The organism is Syntrophobacter fumaroxidans MPOB (assembly GCF_000014965.1).
In the GTDB taxonomy this organism is placed as follows: Bacteria; Desulfobacterota; Syntrophobacteria; order Syntrophobacterales; family Syntrophobacteraceae; genus Syntrophobacter; species Syntrophobacter fumaroxidans.
This window is the reverse complement of record NC_008554.1, coordinates 603,576-625,487: the sequence shown is the minus strand read 5'-3', so window position 1 is coordinate 625,487 and position 21,912 is coordinate 603,576. Positions and strand designations below refer to the sequence as shown.

Below are 21,912 nucleotides of genomic sequence, written 5' to 3'. Positions count from 1 at the left end.
TATGCCCCCGCCCGATGCACCCATCCCGAACGCAACCCGCGTATCACTCCCCGGCCCGGAATGGTCAAAGGATATCGGGGAGCCTTGCGAGCCGTATGAACGCCGGACGCAAAACGTTCGGCACCCGCCGCTTTGACCGTCCCGATCTGTTCGCTTGTTTGTTCGTCGCGGCCTGTCCGAAAAACCTGCGGCGAACCCTTCGGCTCTCTCCGCCACCCATTCGTGTCGACATCTCCCATTCGTGTCCATGGACACAGTTTCGCGGCGATGCTAGAATTGATCGAAAGCTGTCTGCCGGAGGCTTTCCGGCGAAAATCGGCGCGTTCGAGCGTTTTGTCCCGCAGCGGGGATTCATCAAATGCTCCGTTCCCGCTTCGAGATGCCACATCCCGGAGAACCGCATCGATGAAGAAAAAGTGGGCCTTTGCACTCCTCGCGGTGACGGCATTGATCCTGCTGTCCCTGCTGACTTTCATGATCAGCCACATCCTCGCCCTGTCGGAGATCCTGGGGAGAATACATCCTGCCCTCGGGCTCGTTTCCAATTGCCTGCTGCTGGGACTGCTGGCCCTGTGCCTTTTCTGGCTCATCGGCGCTCACGTATTTCGTCAGAAGCCTCTAACCATGCTCTCGAATCCGAGCGCCGCACAGAAAGAGCTGTATCTTGCGAAACTGTCCAAGAGGCTGGAATCCAATAAATACATCATCGCAGGCGGCCTTCGCGCTTCTTCCGTGGACCGCCTCCCCGAATTGACGGCTTACCTGGACGACCTTGCCGTCCAGGAGATCAAGCTGGTCGGCAAGAGAGTATTCGTTGCAACGGCCATTTCCCAGAACGGGCGGCTCGATTCGTTGATCGTCTTCTTTCAGGTGGCCTCCCTGGTTTGGAAGATATCGCGCATTTACAACCAGAGCCCGCACCCCATGGAACTCTGGAAGATATATACGAATGTCCTCACCGTTTCGCTCGTTTCCTACGGGCTGGACGAAGCGGATCTTGCCAACCAGATTGGAAGCATCATTTCCCCGATTATCCCCCACGCCGTCTTTGACAAGGTTCCGTTCGTGGCCACGATTGCCAGGACGTTCTCTCACTCCATTTTCACCGGAGCGGCCAACGCCTCGCTGGCATGCAGGGTGGGAGTGGTGACGAAGAACTACATCGGCCTCAAAACCTGCCCGGATTCATCCGTGAAGCAGCGTCCTTCCCTGGAAGCTCTGCAGATACTGAACGAGATTGTCGCCGAGTCATTGCCGAAGGTCCTGGGTGCGCTGGGCGGGTCGATCAAGAGTATTTCCGCCAGGGGCATGCGGAAAGCTTCCGGCGCGGTTGCGGACACCGCCACCGGCTTTGCCGGCGGCCTGGGGAATGCCTGTCAGGCCGTGGGCAGAAAATCGAGCGATGCCTACAACTCGACGAAGCACGGCGCAAGGAAGGTTGCCGGAGCCGTCCGGTCCGTTTATGACGCCGTGGGAGACAAAGCCGGTGACGTTTTCGAGGCAACCGCCGGCGGAGTGAAGAAAGTCTCCTCCACGGCCGCCGGTGTCGCCGGGAAAGCCGTTGCGGGTCTCAAGAAGCCGGTGCGCAGGATTTCATCCTTCTTGTTCAGGAACAGTGAATAAGCTCCATCACGCCATGCCGTCGAAAATGGGATTCAAGACCGGCTGACGCATCGCGGGCACCCGGTCCGCGGCACAAGGCCCCTCATTTGTGCCCGTCCACCCCTTTATTCCGGACCATTCCGCTCTGCTTCCAGGCACGGGCAAAATGCTTCAACCGCCGCCGGCTCCACTTTGCCGATCGCCCGCAAGGCATTCCACAACGCCGGGCAATTGACGGCTCTGCCGGGAAGGGCTTCGTTCCGGGCAGACCCCGTGGTTCGCCCGTGGAACGGCATCACCCGAAACCCGCCGCGTATTGAAAAAGCTACCGCCCGGCATTAACTTCCTTGCACTCGCGCTACAGCCATGAGGTGCAGTGATTTGAAGGCTTCTCCCCCATGAGGTCCAAGAGGTTGGGAAATGCTCGCGCCATAGCGAAACGTTGGAGCGGTCTGGAGCGGTTTCAGTGAGCTCCATTCCCGGGAAATCCCGCGGTGACGGGCCGTCCGAACTCCATCCGGCGATGGCCCGCTCCGATAAAGACCCCTGGACACAACCGGTCGTTAGCGTCCGGAAATCCACGCCGGGAGACGTCAAAGATACGCCGGTCGGGACTGTGCCCTGCAACGGCCCGGCGGGGTTATACGCTTGGCCCCGCCCTCGACCGACAAAAGCCGCGGCAACGGCCGATCATGAACAGCCCGCAAGGGGCATGGCGAGCGATGGCCTTTGCCGGTAGGCGGAATCGCAAGGACCCGTTGAATCCTGTTCTCGAGGAGTACGGGGAAACCGGGATGATCCCGGTTTCCGGAAGCGGCCTTATGAGAAAATCGATAATCCTTTTTCTTGTTGTTGTGTTGGGGACCGCCTTGTTTTTTTCCTGCATGCACAATCCCGCGCCTTTCGATGAGGCGAAGTGGCGCCGGCAGGTCGACGCTCAGAGCGTCGAACAGCTCTACGCGCCGCATTTCAACGACGGGCGCTACTTCAACCCCTGGGCGCCCATGGAACACGGGGGATTCTGGCGTCTGGTGAAATGGAAGATGTCGAGCAAGGCGCACTATTCGGAGGAAGAAAAGAATCACCGGCCGAAATTCATCCCGGAGTTGAAGGCGCGGATTCAAGGGATGCCCGAAGGCGATTTCATCGCGTGGATCGGGCACAGCACATTTCTGTTGAGAATAGGCGGGGACTACTGGATCACCGACCCGATCTTCTCGGAAAGAGCGTTTCTTCCCAGGCGGATCACTCCTCCGGCGATCACCGGCGAAGAGTTGAAAGCCCTGGCGCCCTCCTTGAATGTGCTGATTTCCCATAACCACTACGATCATCTCGACGAGGAGAGCGTTCGTTCCCTGCCCCGGGCTTCACGGTTTTACGTTCCGCTCGGTCTCGGGAATCACGTGGCGTCACTTCACGAAGGCGCGGTTCAGGAGCTCGACTGGTGGCGGGAAATCGATTTGGGAGGTGGGAACAAGCTCGTCTGCCTGCCGGCGCAACACTGGTCCAGGCGATTCGGTCAGGGGTTCAACGAAACCCTGTGGGCCGGTTTTCTTCTGATCACTCCGGAGATTTCCGTCTATTACGGTGCGGACAGCGGTTATTTCATCGGCTACAGGGAAATCGGAAGACGATACCCGAACATCCACTACGCCCTGCTGTCGACCACGGCGTACCATCCACGATGGTTCATGCACTACGCGCACAAGAGCATCCCGGAGGCGCTGGACGCCTTTCACGATCTCGGGGCGCGGTATTTCATCCCCACACAGTGGGGAACCTTCCCGCTGGGCGATGAACCTCCGGGTTATCCGGCCCTGGACCTCATGAGAACCATTCAAGAAAGGAAACTCGACCCATCCCGGTTTCTCGTCCTGGACATCGGAGAGATCCGCCCCCTGCGTGGAGCGCGGGAGTGAGCCTTCGCCGGAAATCGGCCGCAGTTTTTCGATCTTTTGGAAGACGCCGTCCCGACGGACTTCGTCATGAATGTTTGTTTTGATCTCACACAGAAATGACAAGGAAGGATTCTCTCATGAAGAACCCCACCGACTGCAAACGGCTTTACCTGAGGAACATCGCCGTCGCCACCGTGTTCCTGTTGAGCTTCGCTTTTCCGTGGAGCTTCGCCGGCGCGGCCTCGATCAAGGACTCGGAATCCGCGACTCACGGGAGTGAGGACGCTTTCCACCAGATCGTGGACACATACAGGTTTCCCGGCTTCGAGGTCGTGCAGTTCAACCTGCCCGTCTTGAGCCACTATTCCTACCTGCTGATTTCCGGGAAGGAGGCGCTCTTGGTTGATCCGGACCGGGACATCACCGCCTACCTCGACCATGCGAAAAAACACGGCCTGACCATCAAGGGCGTCTTTCTCACCCACTCCCACGCCGACTTCGTCGCCGGACACCTGGAACTGGTCCGGGCATTGAACGTCCCCGTCTATCAGAACGCCGCCAGTGGCGCAAAATACAAGATCGAACCGCTGAAAGAAGGCTCGACGTTCAAGGTGGGCGCGGCCATGGTGAAAGCCGTGGAGACTCCCGGCCACACGCCCGACGGCATGTGCGGCCTGGTTTTTTCGGAGGGGGATGACCAGCCGAAAATGATTTTCACCGGGGATACCCTGTTTGTCGGATCCGTCGGAAGACCGGATCTGCTCGAAGGGAAAATGACCGCCGCCACCCTGGCTTCCATGAGCTACGACACCTGGCACAATGTCCTGTCCAAACTTCCGGACACGGTCGCGGTGCTGCCCGCGCACGGTGCGGGTTCCTTGTGCGGCGCGCACCTGTCCGACGATCCTTCGTCGACCATCGGCAGGGAAAGGTCGTCCAATCCGTACATACGGCACAAGGGCCGCAGCGAGTTCATCTCGGCGGTGCTCGAAGGCCTGCCCGAGGCACCGCAGTACTTCAAGCACAACGCCGCCATGAACCGTGAAGGACCGCCCCTGGTGTCGTGGGATGCGGCGCCCGTCCAGGCGAAAGTCGATGAATCCATCACCCGGGTGGAAGACCTGTGGCTGGTCGACCTGCGGGATCCCAAGCCCTACTCTGAAGGGCATGTTCCGGGATCGGTGAACATCGGGCTGCGAGGCCGCCTGGAAACGTGGGTGGGCACAATCGTGCCTTGGAAGGCCCCGATGGTGCTGATCGGTTCTTCGGCGGAAATCAAGGAAGCCGTCCTGCGCCTGCATCGAGTGGGTTACACGGGATCGGTGCTGCCGTTCGAGGCCTGGACCAGGGCCGGCCTGAGTCTTGCCCGGAGCGGGACCGTCAAGCCCGGCGAGCTTTACGCTCAAATGCAGGACGGCAGCGCTCCCATCATCGTGGACGTGCGCCTGCCCAACGAATGGATGGCGCTGCGCATCGGGACGGTGGTGAACCTGCCCCTCAACCACCTGGGTGAGCTTTCCCGCAAACTCGATCCCGCTCTGCCGGTGGTGGCGGTCTGCAACAGTGCGTACCGGTCGAGCCTGGCGGTGGGCATCCTGCAGCGCAAAGGATTCAAGCAGGTTTCAAGCCTCGAAGGGGGCAGCGCGGCGTGGATTGAAGCGGGCTACCCGGTATTCGGAAGCGAGAAGCAAGCCGCCGGCTCCTCCGCACCCAGGCGTCACGTTCATCTTGCGGAACGGATCTCCCCGGCGGATTTGAATCGGCTGCTCAAGGATTTGCCGGGAACATTCGACCTGGTGGACATTCGCCCGCCGGAGGCATTCCGGGATTATTCCCTGCCCGGATCGACCAACGCCGATCCGGCGGACGTCCTGTCGAACGCGGGGTACCTCACGGGCGCGGGACCATTGATCATCGTGGACCGCGACGGCTCCCTGGCGATGATGATCGCCGGCATTCTTTCACAGAAGACCAAGAGACCGATCAAGGCCCTGCACGGCGGGCTCGATGCCTTCTGGGAGGAGACGGAGTTGAAGGCCGCCGTGCGGGCGGTGCCGCTTCCCGGCGGGGGACCTAAATTCCAGGGGCCAGCAGCCCCGGCCCCGGCTCCGGTCCCGCAGCCCGCGACTTCGGCGCCCGCTCCGTCCACTCCCGGCACGCCCAAAAAGAAGTCGGCCGGCTGTTGAGTCGGTTTACGGAAACCAGGCGAGACAATGCTTTTCATCGCGGGGAGCGACGGCGACACGGGCTGATTGATTCGCGTGTCGTCACCGCCCTGCGAAAGCCGCCATGGATAAAGCAACACGGAAATGGCCGCAAGCGGTTTTGTGCACTTGTAAGCCACTCAGCAAAGAGGACTAGACCATGAATCCCGACCAATCCATTCATTCAAACGGTCCCAGGCCATACATGAACCCCTATTTGGCCGGTTTGATCCTGGGCGCCGTGCTTCTTGCCGCCTTCCTGGTCCTGGGAACCGGTCTCGGAGCATCCGGAGGCATCGCCCGCGTGGGCGCCGCGGCGCAGGGCGCGCTGATGCCGCAACATGTTGCGGGCAGTCCCTACTTCGGCGCCTGGGGAAGTAATCCGCTCAGTTACTACCTGGTCTTCATGTTTGCGGGCACCCTTCTCGGGGGCCTGGTGTCCGCCGTTGCGGCACGCCGGGTCCAGCCGCAGCTCGAGCGCGGGCCGACGGCCTCGCCCCGACGGCGTATCCTCATGGCTTTGTCGGGCGGAGTCCTGGCGGGCTTTGCCAGCCGCCTGGCTTCGGGCTGCACCTCGGGCCAGGCGCTCACAGGCGGAGCAATGCTGGCCACCGGCAGCCTGCTCTTTCTCGTATCCCTTTTTGCCGCCGGTTACGCCGCCGCGTGGTTCGCCAGGAGGCAATGGTCATGATCACAACCTTCTTCGGCAACGATGCCTTGGGAAGCAGCACGGCCATGGCGGTTTCGCTGCTGGTGGGCTTCGGTTTCGGATTTGCGCTCGAACGCGCGGGTTTCGGGAGCTCCAGGAAGTTGGGGGGGATTTTTTACTTTCGGGACATGACGGTGTTGAGAGTCATGTTCACGGCGATGATCACGGCGATGCTCGGGCTGCACCTGGCCCTGTCGCTGGGGATCGTCGCTTCCGACCAGATTTACTTTCTTCCCACCGTGTACGGCGCGCAAATCGTCGGCGGCGTGCTGTTCGGTATCGGGTTCGGCCTGGCCTGCTGGTGTCCGGGCACGGCGGCCGTGGGCGTGGCATCCGGGCGCCTCGACGCGCTGATTTACCTTTTCGGGGCAGTCCTTGGGAGTATCCTGTTCAACGAGATCTACGGCCTGCTGGAACCCCTGTACACGTGGGGCGAGAGCGGAGTGAAATTCGTCTGGGAGGCTCTGGGCGTGTCCGCTCCGTTTTTTGCCCTGGTCTTTTCGGGCCTCGGCGTGGCCGCGTTCTGGTTCGCGGAATGGATCGAGAGGCGAACCGCCGGTACGGGTCCCTATTTTGGCAGTCCCTTCCTCAAAGCTTTCAGCGTGGCCGTCCTGGCCGCCGCTTTTGGCGTGGCGGTACTTCCGTCGGCCGGCATCGATCGGGCCGCCGTCTCCCGGCTCGGACCTCCCCCCGAAACGGCTATACTTCAGACCATGCAAGCCGGTGAAGACCACGTCGAGCCGGAAGCGCTCGCCGACCGCCTCATGACCGGCGATCCGTCGCTCCTGCTGGTGGACATCCGGACTCCGGGGGAATATTCCGCCTTTCACATCAAGGGCGCCTTGAACGTCGCCCCCGCCGACCTCCCTGAAACCCTCGCTCCCCGCAGGGACAGGGGGACCATCGTCCTCTATTCCAACGGGATGACCCACCCCGCCCAGGCACGAGATGCCCTGGCACGCATGGGGTTCAACAATGTCACCATCCTGACCGACGGTTTGCAGGGTTTCATGCACCGCGTGCTGAAACCCGTTTCACTGCGTGAAGCGCCGCTCACCGCCGAAATGGCGGCTCAGGTGGAAGCGTGGCGCGGGTTCTTCCTGGGGACCGCGACCGCCCGGGCCGATGATTCGCAAGGGAGCACCGGCGGCATGCCCGGGCTGGTCGAAACGGCGTGGCTGAACGAGCACCTCGGGCGCGGCGACGTGCGCATCATCGAGACACGTTCCCAGCCCGCCTACAACGGCGGTCACCTGCCCGGCTCGGTGCGGATGGACCCGGAGCATTTCCGCGGGGTGGTCGGCGGGGTGTCGTCCATGGTGCTGCCTGTCGACATGATTGTCCGGCACCTGGAGTTGCTGGGCATCAGGCCCGAAACGACGATCGTCGTCGTGCCGAGCGAGAAGATCATGGACGCAACACTCATCGGGACCGCCCTGGAACGGGCCGGGCACCGGCGCTACGCCATTCTGAACGGAGGCTGGGAAAAATGGCTGGCGGAACGTCGCCCGGTGGATACTCTGCTGCCCGCCATCACCGAAACCGCCTATCCCGCCCCGCGAGAGGCGGACCGGTTCACCGTGGATTACCGGACCGTGCTGGAGCATGTGCATCGGCGCAGCGCGGTGCTGCTGGATGTGAGGCCCGCCGACTATTTTTCGGGGGCGAAGTCCGACGAAGCCCGCGCAGGGCATATTCCGGGAGCCGTCAACCGTCCTTTCGCCGACGACCTGGCGACAATCGACGGCATCACGAGTTTCAAGCCGCGGGCGGAGCTCGAAGAGGCCTACGCGCGCCTGATTCCCTCCAAGGACACGACGGTGGTGGTCTCCTGCCGCACGGGGCATCAGGCCAGCCAGACGCGCTTCGTGCTCCAAAACATACTGGGGTATCGGAAGGTGTTCTGGTACGACGGCGGGTGGGCGGAGTGGTCCAGCCGGCCGGAACTGCCCGTGGAAACGTCCCCGTGAGCGGCCGCGGCGGCGGTCACCCGTTTCCTCCCTCCATGCTCTTCAATGGATGCCGCGTTCATGGCGAGGCCGGGGACCGCCCCCCGGCCTCAGCTGTCGGCGGGGTCCGTCGTCTCCTTGTGAAAGGGAAGTCGGCATTGTTACAGCCCGGGGTGGTGCGCCATGATCTTGACGGCGTGGCGTTAGTCGATCAGTTCGACCGGTTGCAGCCGTTTTGAAAGGAAAAAGGGCCGGGTTGCCCGGCCCTATAGGTACCGACCCCAACCCAGCCCCCGCCGAATAGGGTCCGTCCTCCGTTATTACGCATCAACTGCCTGATCTGCTGCCTGCCTTGAAATCAGCGTCGCTATCAACGACCGAATTTTGTTTGAGCAAGAAAAGTGCCAGAACCCGTTTCATAGCAGGCGGAAAGGTCAGATTCTCCATAGATCGGGTCTGCACAAAGGGAACGGGAGGACCCGCCTTCGATCGTCGCCCCGTGGCAAAACAGCTCGGATGACAAAAATTGTCAGTTTCCTGGCATCTTGTTAACAATTCTTGTCATGCCTTGACTCGTTCCTGTCCCTTGATGATTCGAGCACACCCATTCTCATGCTCCGGCGGTGTGGCCCGGGACAGGACAATTCCCTTGAAACAGAGAATAAATGTGGACATGGTCGAGAAGCCACACGGTTGTTCGATCGACGTCGAACAACAGGGTCTTCCCCATGTCCATTGTTTTTTCGCAGCCTTGCGGTGTTCGTATGCTGCACGAACCATAACGCCGATGCATGATGCATCGCCGGCGAGGCGGGCATCATGAAGGATTGCCCGGAGATCATGGCTTTCATGCGTTTAGGGTGGCGCGATTATCATTGACGTTTTGGGGGTCTTCCGGGAAATGAGGTCCTGCATTCTCAGAGCAAGATACTCATCAACCGGATGAATCCATTTTCGTCGGCATCGTCTCAGGCGTCCTGAGCACCTTGCCCGGTGCATCACTTGTTCACTGGTGAAAACTCCGCCACCTTCGCCAGGACTCCACCATCTGCGCGAATAATTCGCCACCTATGCGAAAACTCCGCCACCCGCACAAAAACTTCGCTGCCTCTTGATCGGATCGAACCGGTGCGTTAACCTGTCGGTGTTATTCGACAACGTGCGGTGGATTCCCCAATGAGAGCCGAGGCGGTCCGCGCGCCTGTACGACCCCGTGATTCCCGCCTTGCGGACGAAAGACGCTGCGGGCGGCGCACCCCGGATCCGTTTGAGGAACACCTCCCGGCGGCGGGGCGTTGTCGTACGGTGCGGCGGGGGTGAGCGGGCGAAGCACGGACGCGCGTTCATCCCGCGGATGATGTTCACGAACCCGGAGGTCATTCTCGTGGAAGCATACGTGCACGGATATTCCGAAACAGAGGCCGGACGGTTGCAGGACCAGGCGAGCACACTCGTGGAGCTCCTGCATCCGTCGGTTTCTTTTCCGGCCGGGAGCCGCATCCTGGAACCGGGCTGCGGCGTTGGTGCTCAGACTCTGTATCTTGCAGGGAAAAATCCCGCCTCCCGGATCACTGCGTTCGATATTTCGCCGGATTCGGTCCGGCGGGCGCGGGAGAAAGTGGCGCGGGCGGGATTGTCGAACGTCGCCGTGGAGGTGGCGGACATCTTCAATCTGCCTTATGGTGCTGGAACGTTCGACCATCTGTTCGTGTGCTTTCTGCTCGAACATCTGCAGGACCCGGCGGCTGCTCTCCTGAGGCTCAAGGACATGCTGCGGGAGAATGGTTCGGTCAGCGTGATCGAAGGGGACCACGGTTCCTACTACTGCCATCCGAGGAGCGAGCGGGCGGACCTTGTCGTTCGTTGCCTGGTCGAGGTCCAGGCGCGAAAGCGCGGCAATTCGCTCATCGGACGGGAACTCTACCCCTTGCTCGACCGGGCAGGCTTCCGAGAGGTGCAGGTTTCGCCGCGCATGGTCTACGTGGACCGGACCCGCCCTCAACTGGTCGAAGGATTCACCCGGAAGACATTCATCGCGATGATCGAAGGTGTGCGGGAAGAGGCCCTTTCCCTCGAGCTCACGGATGAAGAGACATGGGATGGGGGCATAGCGGATCTCTACCGGACGACCCGCGAGGACGGTACGTTCTGCTACACGTTTTTCACGGCCGTTGCGTTCAAATAAGGGCCGCGCCGCCATGTCCGAGCCCGGGTACGCCGTTGCTTTTTTGGATGAACTCGGCCCGATTCCGTCCGCACTCCGACCGCCCGAACGCCGTTTTCGGCGGTTCGTCCGGTCGGTTTGAAACCGTTTAAGAGGAACTTCGGATGTTCGAGCGAAATTCACGATTTCTCCTTCTCCTCTGCCTGTTCGTTCCTTTCTTCGTTCCCCTCGCCGTCGCACAGGAGGCCGGGCTTCCGGACGGTTTCGTCTACGTGGATGAGGTCGTTCCCGGTGTCAACGTCGAACTGCGCTATCACACCGAACACAATTTCGTCGGCACGCCCATCGACGGGTACCGGGGAGCCAGGTGCATTCTCACCCGGGAGGCCGCGGAGGCGCTCAAAGGTGTCCAGGAAGACCTCAAGCCCTTTGGTCTCGGGCTGAAAATCTATGACGGGTACAGGCCACAGCGAGCGGTGAATCACTTCGTTCGATGGGCTCAGGATCTATCGGACACGCGCATGAAACAGGAATTCTATCCGGGTGTGGACAAGGCGGACTTGTTCAAGGAAGGCTATATTGCCGAGAAATCGAGCCACTCGCGCGGCAGCACCGTGGACCTGACCATCGTGCCGCTGGAAGCGGCGGAATCGGAGGCTGAGCTGGATATGGGCGGCGCATTCGACTTTTTCGGCCCCGAATCCCGGCCCGATTGGCCCCTGTTGACTCCGAGCCGGCGCGCACACCGGATGCTGCTGCAGACCCTCATGCGAAACCACGGTTTTCAGCCGTATCCGAAGGAATGGTGGCACTATACGTTGAAAAACGAACCATACCCGGACACCGTCTTCGACTTCCCGGTTCAATAACGGAGACCGGGCATGCGAGCCCCGAGGCCGGAAGAGCGATATGCGCGCCCGGCCGCACCCGGCACGCCGGGCGCGCTCATCCAAATCCATGAAGAAAGAAGGGGAAGATGATACGATCGTTTGGAATGAAACCGTGGCTTATCGCCGTGCTCCTTGCGGCGTTCCTGAACGGTTCGGGCCTGTGCGCCGTCGAGAACCCGGGACCGGCCCTGCTCCTTTGCTCCGAACCCCAAGCCGGGCCCTGTGCCGAGCTTCTCGAGACCACCCACGACTTCGGCAAAATCACCCTGGGCGACGTGCTGGAACATGAATTCAAGGTGGGAAATCCCGGGAACGATACACTGGTGATCGAAAACGTCCGCGTCGGATGAGGATGCTCGACCCGATTCGATCGGGACATCCCGCCGGGCGGCGAGGGAAGCATCACCATCATTCTCGACACGAAACGCTGCCGGGGCATCAACAGGAAGTCGGTCCTGGTCTATGCCAACGATCCCCGAAACGCCTCCTTTTGGCTGAACCTGACATGGGAATACAAAGACTGAAGTCCAACCACGTGCACGAGGCGATCCGGGCAAGCCACCAACAGCCATAAAAACGGGACCAGACACAAAAACCATCAACGGCGTTCCGGGGAACGGTGCAAACCGCTGCAGTATTCCCGCCCTTGGTCTGCCTCGGACTTCGGCCGCGAACTCCCCGCGCAAGCGTTGTGCTCTCACCCGGACGGTTCGTCGCGGAGGCTCGATATCGTCGAAGGCGTGGAACGCCGCGCCGATGGAAAAGACCACCGCTGGACGCGCGTTAGAAACGGTAGATCCCCATCATTCCGATTCCGCCGTTGATCGAGTTACGTCCGATCCTTCCCAGCTGGAACTTCTCGTCAACGTCCAGTGCGAACAGGCTGGTGCCGTAGTTCGGATTGCTGAAGAGGAACTGAACCTCCGCCCTCGGCTCCACCTGGAGCAGACCCGAGTAGGGATCACCGTAGAGCCAATTCTGATCGGGCATGGTGGCACACCCCATGACTCCGGCCAACACCGCGAGGACCAGAAGTATTCGCTTCATCTTCCATTCCTCCTTTTTTCCCGTGTCCTGTAAGAAAAACCTAACCATCTTCCAGACGGGACGCAATCAGCATTCCCACAGAGCGAACCGAAGGGAAACGCGATCGGCTCCGCCCATGTTTCTCTAGAAAACAGGATGAGCCCCCCAGGAGCGCGTTGCCCCCGATCATGGTCGAGGTTGCCTGAGAATTATGCTGATTGTATCTCAAGCATCTGATATCATGCGTCAATCTGCCGGAACAAGGGGAAGTTCAACGCCCGCGCCTTGCGACATCGAAAGCGAGGCCGCTCGAGGCGTAATCAAGGGCAGATCAAACCCGGGTGCACAAGATCGTCATGGAGAAGCCTCGGCTTATTCATGCCGCCCCGGGCTCGCCGGCCGAGATGCCGGATGTAAACCGGGAGGTCTCTCGCGCGCTTGGCCGTAACGGTGCGCCGAATCCACGAGTGAAGGCCGCGGACGTCGGGACTTGGGGAGCGGATCTTCGGATTTTACACTTTGGCCCCGAAAGGAATCGGACCATGGTTGCCCCCGACAAGCCGGACCTCCGGCAACGCTTGTTCGACATGCTTCGCACCCCATGGGTTGACAAGACCATCGCCGTGGCGGCGGCTCTCCCTTTTGCCCACATCTTCCTTGCGGTAACGAAGCGAGGCGCCCTGAGCGTTCCGCTCGTCGTGATCATGATCAATCATCTGATCATCATCACGACCACCGTGCTGCGCACCTCCCCGGTTCGCATCACGCCCAATCCCTGGTACTGGCTGCTGGCGTTCGTGGCAACCTACGGCGGCCTTTTCGTGCCCGCCCTCGTCGCAGGAAAAGGAGTCCCCCTCCTCCCTTCCGCGGTCAGCGACGTTCTTTCCCTGCTCTCCCTGGTCGTGCTCCTGTTTGCGCGCCTCAGCCTGGGGCGGAGCATCGGATTCGTTCCGGCCCAGCGGGTTATCGTCACGGGCGGTGCGTACCGGATTGTCCGCCATCCGATTTATACGGGCATCTTCCTTTCCTTCATCGCCTGGACGCTGAGGGACTACTCACCGCGGGTTCTGGCGATATCGGTCATCGGGTGCGGCCTGTTCGTTCTGAAAAGCTTCATCGAGGAAAGGTTCCTGCGGGAGGACCCGGAATACCGTGACTATCTCACGCGGGTGCGCTGGCGCTGGTTTCCCGGAATATGAAGGGTTGATAGATTCCGCCGGACTCCTGCACAGACCGCCCGGCTCCCTCGTTCGATCGCGTCCGTCGCCCGCGCCCGCCCTGCACAAATCTCTTGAACTATAATCGCCAGGTTATAAAGTTGATCAAAGCAATGGGTATGTGGACGGTACCGACCATCAAATCTGAAAGGCGAGGTATGAAACGGCTTATTGCGGCAGTCTTCATTCCGGTCCTCCTGGCAGTGGGTTGTGCACCCGTCGAATGGGTGAAGCCCGGGGCGACCCATGCCGAATTCGAACGAGACCGAATCGCTTGCGAACGCGAGTCGGGGCTTACTTCTTCCGGAGCTTTCCGCCCTCTTGAAGAACCTCGAAACACCGGTATGAGCATGAAACACATTGGCCTGAACGAACAGAAATTTGAAATGTGCATGAAGGCCAGAGGTTGGCGCAAATCCGCCGACCGAATTCCTGAAACCCTGAAGTTGGAATCTGCCGCGCGGCAGTAAGAGATTATATCATGGGGAAACTAAAATTTTTGTTGACTGATACTCCTTGATGATTGATTATCTTCTTACATGTTGCAGTGACTAGTTAGAAAAAGCCAAATCCATCGCAAGGTGGAGACGGAAAGCCGCGGGTCTCCTTCCCATTCGAGACGGCCGGGTTGCCTGATCAAGCCACCACACATTTGCTTGTAATACAGTATTGTCTGAGACCTTCGCCGCAGTCATTTGAGACTGTGCGTTGCGAGGATGTGCAGAGGCGGATTCTGTCCGGCGCGGAGGGGAGCCGGGCCTGTACATGTTTGCATGGCGGAGCTTTTCAGGAATGATATGACCGCGATCCTATCGTTTCACGCCTACCCTAGGTCGTGCGGTTCAACAGGCGAAATCGTCCTTGGGCGAATTCCCGCCCGGGTGGCGATGACGACAGGAAGCGAAATCAAAAACTCAAACCAATCGTGGTTCCCAGGATTCGGATATAGGCTGAATAATCAACTGCATTGCTCACTGCGGGTACGGACGGGCGAACCTGACCCATCGAATATACATGGCGTACGCGGGGAATTGTAGCCGAACCGATATTATTCCGGCGGGCATTCGACAGATGTTTTTTGCGGACGGGTGTAGACTCATTGTCCTTGGCCTGCATCATATATGGGTGTGAGTCGGGTCGCAAACCATCGTCTTCTCGTGATGGCCCGGGCGCTCGCTGTATCGGCGAAGGCAGTGGGCCGTCGCGTCCGTCACTCTGTCGGGAAGCGGGAACGCAGTCGGCGTTTGGGTGACACCCTTTTTCGTGGGTTGTCTCGACCGAATTCCAAGCTTTTTCCCATTGATCGGCAGCCGCCGGACAAGACCGCCGCTACCGGTCGATCATGTTTTTGCACGTGTTTCGAGTGGTTTTTTCGATGCCGTTGGCGTGGGATAATTCTTGTCCGTTTATGGCAATAATAGTCAAATAACAACTATAATAGCATATTTTTACAGATTTTGAGTATTTAACTCACAGTTGCGGGCGTACGGGTTTGTCCGGGCAATGGAGAATATTTCAAGAATTGCCTTCTTCAAGCTGCTGTCCCATGGAGACGTTTGTGAATTAATCGATGAATCAAGTTTTTTTGTCGAATGGGGAAAAACCGTCTATTTGTCCTTAAGAAAAGACAATATTTGCCGATCAGAATTGTAGAAAAAGTAAATAATACCTATTCCGGGTGCAGGTTTATTTTTGTTGGTTGTCGATTGGTCGATACTCCATTTCTATTCTTGCCATAGTACGAGAATCACTGTGGCACGGCTTATGGGATTTGATCATTGGTTCCTGTTTGTGCCCTAACATCACAGAGGAGGAAGAGAGTATGACAAAAAAGCTGCTTGATATCGCTGCCGAAATCATTCAGGCCCAGGCGTCCGTCGGCCAGATGACGCCGACCCAAATTGAAGAAGCACTCATCAAGACCTTTTCCACGTTGCAGAAGATGCAGAAAGCGGAAGAAAAAGGCCTCTTTCTGGACGTGGCGGCCATTGGAGAAGGCGTTGCGCTCGAGGGTGGAGCTTCATTGAAGCAGGACCCGAAAAGCTCAATCCAGGACGACAAGATCACCTGTTTGGAATGCGGGACACAAATGCGCCAGCTTACGGCAAGGCATCTGAGCGCTCACGGTCTCACCCCGAGAGAGTATAAGAAGAAATGGGGGTTTTCGTTTAAGCAGCCGCTGTCGGCGAAATCGCTGACCAAGGCGAGAAGCAAAGCGGCCAAGAAACGCGGATTGCCGGAAAACCTGGTGAAGTTCCTGGAACAGAAAAAGCAGGAAAAGGCTATGGCCGAGCAGGCATCGGCCACCACCGAATCGGGCACCGGTTCTTCCCCGAAACCGATGACCAAGCGGAGGCCGGCAAAGCAGGTTTGATTCCGGCGTCTCTCCGCGCGGGTCTACCCCGGTGGCTTTTACGGTGGGCCCATGCGGAGAGGCGACCCCATGCCGGGAGCGGCCTGGAACTGGGACAAGGTGGAGGGCATTCCCCCCACGGGGGCCGCCATCCCGGGAATCGAGCCGGAGAAACGTCCGATCCCCGTGCCGGTCAAAGTGCTTCCCGGCAGTCCCGATGACGTCCGCAGCCGAGAGGACAGCGCATCGAGGATCGCCGTCACTGCCGCCGAGCTCAAAGCAACCTGCGTGGATTGATCCTGCAGGCTCGACGTCATGTCGTACTGGCCGGCGAAATAGCCGTACTGCCCCGCTGTGCCGCCGAGGGCGCCGGTAACGGGGACGAATCCGTATGCCCCGGCTTGAGGTCCGTAGGAGAGCGCGGCCATGCCCGTCTGCAACGGCAGGGTGCCATACTGCCCCGGAAACGCGGAGATCGAGGTCAGCTGGGGAGCCGCGAGTGCAAGCGACAGGTCGTAAGTGTACTGCCCCACGGCGGCGGAACCCGGAGTGGTCGGCGGGAGAATCTGAACGGCTGTCGGGAGCTGGAAGCGGCTCGACGACGGACGTCCTGCCGTCGCGGTCCCTTGAAGTCCGCTCAGGATGAGATCGGCCAAACCCGAATCCAAACCCATCGAAAGACCCGAGAGGATATCCGGGGCCCCCGGAATCGCGCCGGGCGTTGTGGAGGCGAACACGTCGGATTGTCCGAAGATCGGAGTTCCCTGACCGGTGCCTGTCGTGGAAGTGCCCTGCAAGGGACTCGACCCGGTCTGACCGATACTCGGACCGTATTGGCTCAGCAGACTTCCGTACTGACTGGCAAGGCTTCCGTAGTAAGACGTCACCGGCCCGTACTGGCTTGCGAACCCGGCGGAACCAAGCGACACGGCGGGTTGAGGTGGTCTATATTTTGCCGCCCGTGGCGCGGCGGCGCCGCCGGCGCCTTTCCCGCCGCCCTTGCCGCCGCCTTTGGCCAAGGCCGGCTCACCGCACCCGACGACAATAACGGCAAGAGCAACGAGTGCAAACAGCGTCTTCTTCATCAGGCATTCTCCCTTTCTGCCGGACATGCTTCGTTGAACCATAAGTCAGCGGGCTTTTCTTTTCAAGGCATTTCAACCCGACCTGTCCGTCCGGCGCATCCGCGGGGGGGATACGCATTTTCCCGCACCCCCGTTGTGCTCCCCGGCAAATTTGTACAAGCATTATGCCGTGATGCGATCGAAATAACACTTTCCCCTTGTGCCTCGACGTCCCCCGGAGTATCTTCCACTGCCGTCGACGGAATGCCGTCGACCTTTAACGCATTCGGGAGTGGCAACATGTCCATGCAGTCTCTCTCGCCCGTGCAGATGGAAGCCGTTTCCCACGTGGAGACTCCGGCCATCGTCACGGCGGGTGCCGGCAGCGGTAAAACCAGAACGCTCACGAATAAGATCGCCTACCTGGTCAACAACCTCCACTACGACCCGGAACGCATCCTGGCCATCACCTTCACCAACAAGGCCGCCGACGAAATGAAGTCACGGCTCGAAAAGATCACCGGCAGGAGTGCCGGAGATTTTCCGTGGGTCCGCACGTTCCACAGCGCCTGTTTCAAGATCCTCAAAGTCCATTGCGAACTGCTCGGTTACAGGAAGCCGCTGCTCATTCACGACGCCTCACAGCAGAAGGCGCACTTGAAAAAAGTGCTCGCCGAGCTCAATCTGGACCGCCACTATCTTTTCGCCGCGGCCAGCCTGATTTCCAAAGCCAAGAATTCGGCCGACCCCGTTCTCTATCTGGCGAGTAACGGTCGCGTGCCCAGGAGAAAAGAAGCCTACCGGATTTATAACGAGATGCTGGCTCAAAGCAATTCCGTCGATTTTGACGACATCTTGCTCCTCACGCGCGATTTGCTGCAAAAATATCCCGAGATAAGAAAGGCTTACCGCAACCGGTTCGATTACATCCTGGTGGATGAATTCCAGGATTCCAATGAAATCCAGAACCAGATCATCGATCTGCTTCTCAAAGACGGGCGTTTGACAGTGGTGGGTGACGACTACCAGAGCATTTACCAGTTTCGGGGCGCCAATCCATTTCATTTCATAAACTTTCCGCAAAAATACGCCAAGGCCAGGGTCTTCAGGCTTGAGGAGAACTTTCGGTCGACCCGGCAGATCGTCACCGCATCCGACCGTTTGATCGCTCACAATCTGCAGCGCATCGAGAAACAGTGCTTCAGCCGCAGGGACGGACAACCGGTGACGGTCGAAACATTCTACAACGAGCAGATGGAAGCCGAATGGGTGGCCGATCGGTGCCGGGAGCTCCTGAATGATGAGAATATCCCTTACCGGGAAATCGCCATACTCTACCGGACCAAATTCACGTCCCTGCCCTTCGAGCGCGCGTTGCGCTCGGCCGGGGTTCCCTACACCATGGTCGGAGCGCAGGGCTTCTTCCAGCGGCGGGAAGTCCAGGACATCAATGCCTACCTGATCTGTGCCGTGAACCCGAGCGACGACATTTCCTTCGAACGGATCGTCAACGTTCCCCGGAGAGGAATCGGACCGGGAGCCTTGAAGAAGATTTTCGGCTGCAAGGAAAGGAACATGTCCCTGCGCGACGCCGCCCGCAAGGCGATCGACGGCAGGCTCATTCCCAAGAAGGCCGCCGCCGAGCTGGACAAGCTTCTTTCCCTGCTCGAATCCATCGCGGAGGAGAAGCCCGACGCGGCCATGCACAGGGTCATGAAGGAAACCGATTACTTCGCCCATTTGAGTACCCTCTCGGATGATGGGGACGACCTCGAAACCCGGTTGGAGAACATCAAATCCATGATCTACGACGCCGCCGGGAAGGCCTCGATCCCTGAGTACCTCGAGGATGCGGCACTCATCCGGGACGATCAGGACGAGACCGACAACGGGAACGGAGTACGCCTTTCCACCATCCATGCCGCCAAGGGGCTCGAATTCAAGGCCGTGTTCGTTGTGGCCGTCGAGGAAGGCATCCTGCCCCACCGCAAATCGATTGAGACCGAAAGCGAGATCGAGCTCGAAAGGGGAATGGAGGAGGAACGGCGACTCATGTACGTGGCCATGACCAGGGCATCCGAGCTGTTATCTCTCAGCGCCGCCGCCACCAGGCGGGGAGAGCTCGCCAGGCCTAGCCCCTTTCTGGCGGAAACCGGGTTGTAGGAACGCGCAATGCACCCCGGCGGAGTCGCCGGTTGTGTGATGATGCCCTCGGCTCGGCGCATTTACATTGTCTGTTATGAGTCACCGGATCATGGAGGTTTGAGCGGGAATACTCCCGGCACCGGCGATTTTCGTGCTTCGTTGAGAACCTCCCGCTCGTGGAGACTTGTGAAGAGTGCAGGTGAACCCGACGCGACGGAAATTTGTGAAAAGTGTAGGTTTGACCCTGAAGATGTCCCTGGTCCTGTTCCTTGGAATCGTCGCTCTCGCCTGGACAAGGCAATGGCGGACAGCGAGCATCTGGAGCGACTACCCGGTCAATGCGGATAACGTGTTCGTCGGCTTGTACATCTTGTGGCTGCTGGTGGAGACACCGGTTGCGGGAAGGGATGCCGACAGCGAAGGCAAGAAAACGTCGGACTCCGCAACGTGCCTGGTCTATGGTACCGCCCAGGCCTTGACGTTCCTCTCCGCACTGTGGTTCCCTTCGGTTTGGCACTCGCCGAACATTGCGCATTTTTTCGGCATGGGTCTCTTCGCGGCCGGCGGCTGTTGCCGGCTGTGGGCGATCCGAACGTTGGGAAAGTTCTATTCGCACCTGGTTCGCACCATACCCCGGCACACAATAGTGGATTCCGGCCCCTATCGCTTCGTCAGGCACCCGGCCTACGCCGGAATGCTCATCGCCAATGCGGGGATATGCATCGCCTTTCTCAACGCGGTGACGCTTTGTATCTTTCTTTTTGCTCTTGTGCCCGCCATTCTTCTGCGGATCAGGATCGAGGAACGGGTACTTTTCGCAATCGAAGGCTATTCCCATTTTGCCCAGAACAGAAAGAGGCTGTTCCCGGGGATATGGTAACTGGAAAAGACAGCCGGCGAATACTTGAGCGCAACGAAGAAGCTCCGAAGCCGGCCGCACGCCGGACCCGGAGTGCGCGAGCCGGGCCCAATTGTCCTTCCCACCCGGTACAACCCCCTTGTAACCATGTGCGCTCTTGGTGCATAATTGGCGCCCATTCGAAACGGCCCACGCGGTCATTTCGAGCGAAGTGAGCGAGCCGTCGCCCGCCGCAACAGGAGAGGACAGCTCCCTTTCTCCGGAACGACTGCGCAACGCCGTGAATCCTGATGGAGCGTCGATTCCGGACGGATCGGGACCGACTGCGATGCGACGGGAACGGACGGGTTATGCGAAACGGCGGCATTCTCGAACTCCAAACGACAAGGAGAATACATGCGCGACGACCTCCAACAGACGCTTGTCCTGATCAAACCGGATGCCCTTAAAAACTCTCTGACCGGATACGTGCTCTCGCAGTTTTCAGAGTTTCACACCGGCTTGACCTTCGCCGGAACCAAAGTGGTGCACGTGACCAGAATGCTCGCAGAGGAGCACTATGCGGAACACCGCGGCAAGGTCTTTTTCCCGGCGCTTATCGAGATGATCACGGGGCACCTTCATTATCCCGGGGAACCGGACAAACAGCGGGTCATCGCCATTGTTTACAAGGGACCGGATGTCATACGAAAGGTGCGCGAGATCTGCGGCCCCACGAATCCCCATGTGGCCAGAGACGAAAAACCCGGATGCGTTCGATCCCTCGGAACGGTTGTCGCCCTCAAAGATGCGCAGGGCAACATTGTCGGGGATAGAATGGACAATCTCATCCATGCCTCGGCCACTCCGGAGGAAGCGGAACGCGAAATCAAACTGTGGTTCAGACCGGATGATATTCCCCCTGCAATAAGAGCTTTCCCCACGGTTCATAGCGAAGCGTGTTTCTACTACAAGGACGGACGCCTGTTCGAGAACTATGAACCCGGCACCGTTTGTGTGCTCGCCCCAGGGGATGTCGCGTGGGAATCGGACCTGAATACGCTCAAGGCCTTTGCCGAGGGCATTCCCACCGATTCGTCGCTCCAGGGGGTTGTGGCCAAGTACCTGTTGAATCGTAAAGTGTCCCTGTCCTGGTGACCGTCAGGCGGGATCGATTTCGAGCTGGAGACCGGAAGTCGGAGTTACACCTTTGTCGGGCGTTTTCATGCATGTCCGAAAAGGAAGGGGGCAGGCGCCCGAATCGCCTGCCCCCTTCCTTTTCGCGAAGGTATGAGCCGAACGGCGCCCGTCGTCGCGCCGTTGCGTGAGGCTGCTCTTTGCGTGAGCCCGGTCCTTGCTTTTCCCGAGGCGATTCGCATCCTCGCGAGAATCGCGCCATACTTTATGGCCCGAAAGTGCGGGATTTTGGCGGGATTTAATGCGCATGGCGGGATTATGGCGCTTTAAATGAGCCCAAAATCGCGCCATGGCGACCGATCGATTCCGTCCCGGAGCGGGAATTCCAGGCTGAACAATGGTTGGCATCGTTCTTGCTTAATAACACGGGCAAGCAAGAGAAAACTCTTTCCTCCTCTGAAGCCGGCCCGTCTGCCCCACGGATCGGCTTTTTTTTATTCGTTGATCGCGTGCAAAGCCGAAACCCCGGTGAGCGCTTTTGCCTGCTTCGCAGGGGGCGCCAATAAATCCCCGAATGACCGCCTCTCATACGGATTTGCGTTCGAGATGATACTCTAAAAGCGTGGGGGACGTATCCCCCACACCCCATCGCCGCTTCGCGGCTCCGTGTGGCGCTGCGGCGGCGGCCTTCGGCCAGTCGCCGACAGCGCCGAGCC

At 59.5% G+C, this 21,912-nt stretch carries 16 protein-coding genes and 1 riboswitch; of the genes, 14 read left to right on the top strand and 2 right to left on the bottom strand.

The window, feature by feature from the left end; all coding sequences use genetic code 11:
• Positions 1–405: 405 nt before the first annotated feature.
• From SFUM_RS02650 to SFUM_RS23885, 8 genes are all read left to right on the top strand, one after another.
• Positions 406–1,623, top strand: a complete 1,218-nt coding sequence (locus SFUM_RS02650; RefSeq protein ID WP_011697388.1) for a hypothetical protein — start codon at positions 406–408, stop codon at positions 1,621–1,623.
• A gap of 800 nt (positions 1,624–2,423) precedes the next feature.
• Positions 2,424–3,521 carry an MBL fold metallo-hydrolase gene (locus SFUM_RS02645; RefSeq protein WP_167321304.1) on the top strand — a complete coding sequence of 366 codons (1,098 nt, stop codon included), beginning with the start codon at positions 2,424–2,426 and terminating at the stop codon, positions 3,519–3,521.
• A 116-nt stretch (positions 3,522–3,637) separates the two neighbouring features.
• A complete protein-coding gene (locus SFUM_RS02640; protein ID WP_083763917.1) occupies positions 3,638–5,686 on the top strand; it encodes an MBL fold metallo-hydrolase in 2,049 nt (682 codons plus the stop codon).
• Positions 5,687–5,864: 178 nt separating this feature from the next.
• The gene (locus SFUM_RS02635) at positions 5,865–6,395 is read left to right on the top strand and encodes a YeeE/YedE thiosulfate transporter family protein (protein ID WP_011697385.1); all 531 of its coding nucleotides are present in this window, start codon (positions 5,865–5,867) and stop codon (positions 6,393–6,395) included.
• A complete protein-coding gene (locus SFUM_RS02630) occupies positions 6,392–8,383 on the top strand; it encodes a rhodanese-like domain-containing protein (protein WP_208597093.1) in 1,992 nt (663 codons plus the stop codon). The genes SFUM_RS02635 and SFUM_RS02630 overlap by 4 nt, the downstream gene beginning before the upstream one ends.
• A gap of 1,333 nt (positions 8,384–9,716) precedes the next feature.
• Entirely contained in the window at positions 9,717–10,547 is an 831-nt protein-coding gene (locus SFUM_RS02620) for a class I SAM-dependent methyltransferase (protein ID WP_011697383.1), read from the top strand.
• Positions 10,548–10,690: 143 nt separating this feature from the next.
• Positions 10,691–11,395: a M15 family metallopeptidase gene (locus SFUM_RS02615; RefSeq protein ID WP_011697382.1), complete on the top strand. Its 705-nt coding sequence runs from the start codon at positions 10,691–10,693 to the stop codon at positions 11,393–11,395.
• A 107-nt stretch (positions 11,396–11,502) separates the two neighbouring features.
• Positions 11,503–11,940: a DUF1573 domain-containing protein gene (locus SFUM_RS23885; RefSeq protein ID WP_271121192.1), complete on the top strand. Its 438-nt coding sequence runs from the start codon at positions 11,503–11,505 to the stop codon at positions 11,938–11,940.
• Between the two features lie 259 nt (positions 11,941–12,199).
• On the opposite strand, the gene SFUM_RS02605 is transcribed toward SFUM_RS23885, so the two are convergent.
• Positions 12,200–12,463 (bottom strand): hypothetical protein, encoded by a 264-nt coding sequence (locus SFUM_RS02605; protein ID WP_011697380.1) that lies wholly within the window; start codon positions 12,461–12,463, stop codon positions 12,200–12,202.
• Positions 12,464–12,984: 521 nt separating this feature from the next.
• On the opposite strand from SFUM_RS02605, the gene SFUM_RS21265 reads away from it, so the two are divergent.
• The 3 genes from SFUM_RS21265 (at position 12,985) to SFUM_RS02590 (ending at position 16,033) form a co-directional block, all read left to right on the top strand.
• On the top strand, positions 12,985–13,641 hold the full coding sequence (locus SFUM_RS21265; RefSeq protein WP_049766265.1) for a methyltransferase family protein: 657 nt from the start codon (positions 12,985–12,987) through the stop codon (positions 13,639–13,641).
• 119 nt (positions 13,642–13,760) lie between these two features.
• The gene (locus SFUM_RS02595; RefSeq protein WP_150109413.1) at positions 13,761–14,129 is read left to right on the top strand and encodes a hypothetical protein; all 369 of its coding nucleotides are present in this window, start codon (positions 13,761–13,763) and stop codon (positions 14,127–14,129) included.
• An 84-nt stretch (positions 14,130–14,213) separates the two neighbouring features.
• A riboswitch (cyclic di-GMP riboswitch) is annotated at positions 14,214–14,295 on the top strand.
• 1,186 nt (positions 14,296–15,481) lie between these two features.
• Complete coding sequence (locus SFUM_RS02590) at positions 15,482–16,033, top strand: Ros/MucR family transcriptional regulator (RefSeq protein ID WP_011697377.1); 552 nt, start codon at positions 15,482–15,484, stop codon at positions 16,031–16,033.
• A 38-nt stretch (positions 16,034–16,071) separates the two neighbouring features.
• On the opposite strand, the gene SFUM_RS02585 is transcribed toward SFUM_RS02590, so the two are convergent.
• Positions 16,072–17,097, bottom strand: a complete 1,026-nt coding sequence (locus SFUM_RS02585) for a hypothetical protein (RefSeq protein WP_011697376.1) — start codon at positions 17,095–17,097, stop codon at positions 16,072–16,074.
• A gap of 279 nt (positions 17,098–17,376) precedes the next feature.
• Here SFUM_RS02585 and SFUM_RS02580 point away from each other — a divergent pair, with 279 nt between their 5' ends.
• The 3 genes from SFUM_RS02580 to SFUM_RS02570 all read left to right on the top strand — a co-directional run bounded on the left by SFUM_RS02580 (position 17,377) and on the right by SFUM_RS02570 (position 21,217).
• On the top strand, positions 17,377–19,239 hold the full coding sequence (locus tag SFUM_RS02580) for an ATP-dependent helicase (protein WP_011697375.1): 1,863 nt from the start codon (positions 17,377–17,379) through the stop codon (positions 19,237–19,239).
• Between the two features lie 205 nt (positions 19,240–19,444).
• The gene (locus tag SFUM_RS02575) at positions 19,445–20,101 is read left to right on the top strand and encodes a methyltransferase family protein (protein WP_041441503.1); all 657 of its coding nucleotides are present in this window, start codon (positions 19,445–19,447) and stop codon (positions 20,099–20,101) included.
• A 375-nt stretch (positions 20,102–20,476) separates the two neighbouring features.
• Positions 20,477–21,217: a nucleoside-diphosphate kinase gene (locus SFUM_RS02570; protein WP_011697373.1), complete on the top strand. Its 741-nt coding sequence runs from the start codon at positions 20,477–20,479 to the stop codon at positions 21,215–21,217.
• Positions 21,218–21,912 lie beyond the last annotated feature (695 nt).

Coding starts and splice junctions, on each gene's coding strand:
- SFUM_RS02650 (WP_011697388.1), top strand. CDS start 406: ATGAAGAAAAAGTGGGCCTTTGCACTCCTCGCGGTGACGGCATTGATC.
- SFUM_RS02645 (WP_167321304.1), top strand. CDS start 2,424: ATGAGAAAATCGATAATCCTTTTTCTTGTTGTTGTGTTGGGGACCGCC.
- SFUM_RS02640 (WP_083763917.1), top strand. CDS start 3,638: ATGAAGAACCCCACCGACTGCAAACGGCTTTACCTGAGGAACATCGCC.
- SFUM_RS02635 (WP_011697385.1), top strand. CDS start 5,865: ATGAATCCCGACCAATCCATTCATTCAAACGGTCCCAGGCCATACATG.
- SFUM_RS02630 (WP_208597093.1), top strand. CDS start 6,392: ATGATCACAACCTTCTTCGGCAACGATGCCTTGGGAAGCAGCACGGCC.
- SFUM_RS02620 (WP_011697383.1), top strand. CDS start 9,717: ATGATGTTCACGAACCCGGAGGTCATTCTCGTGGAAGCATACGTGCAC.
- SFUM_RS02615 (WP_011697382.1), top strand. CDS start 10,691: ATGTTCGAGCGAAATTCACGATTTCTCCTTCTCCTCTGCCTGTTCGTT.
- SFUM_RS02605 (WP_011697380.1), bottom strand. CDS start 12,463: ATGAAGCGAATACTTCTGGTCCTCGCGGTGTTGGCCGGAGTCATGGGG.
- SFUM_RS21265 (WP_049766265.1), top strand. CDS start 12,985: ATGGTTGCCCCCGACAAGCCGGACCTCCGGCAACGCTTGTTCGACATG.
- SFUM_RS02590 (WP_011697377.1), top strand. CDS start 15,482: ATGACAAAAAAGCTGCTTGATATCGCTGCCGAAATCATTCAGGCCCAG.
- SFUM_RS02585 (WP_011697376.1), bottom strand. CDS start 17,097: ATGAAGAAGACGCTGTTTGCACTCGTTGCTCTTGCCGTTATTGTCGTC.
- SFUM_RS02580 (WP_011697375.1), top strand. CDS start 17,377: ATGTCCATGCAGTCTCTCTCGCCCGTGCAGATGGAAGCCGTTTCCCAC.
- SFUM_RS02570 (WP_011697373.1), top strand. CDS start 20,477: ATGCGCGACGACCTCCAACAGACGCTTGTCCTGATCAAACCGGATGCC.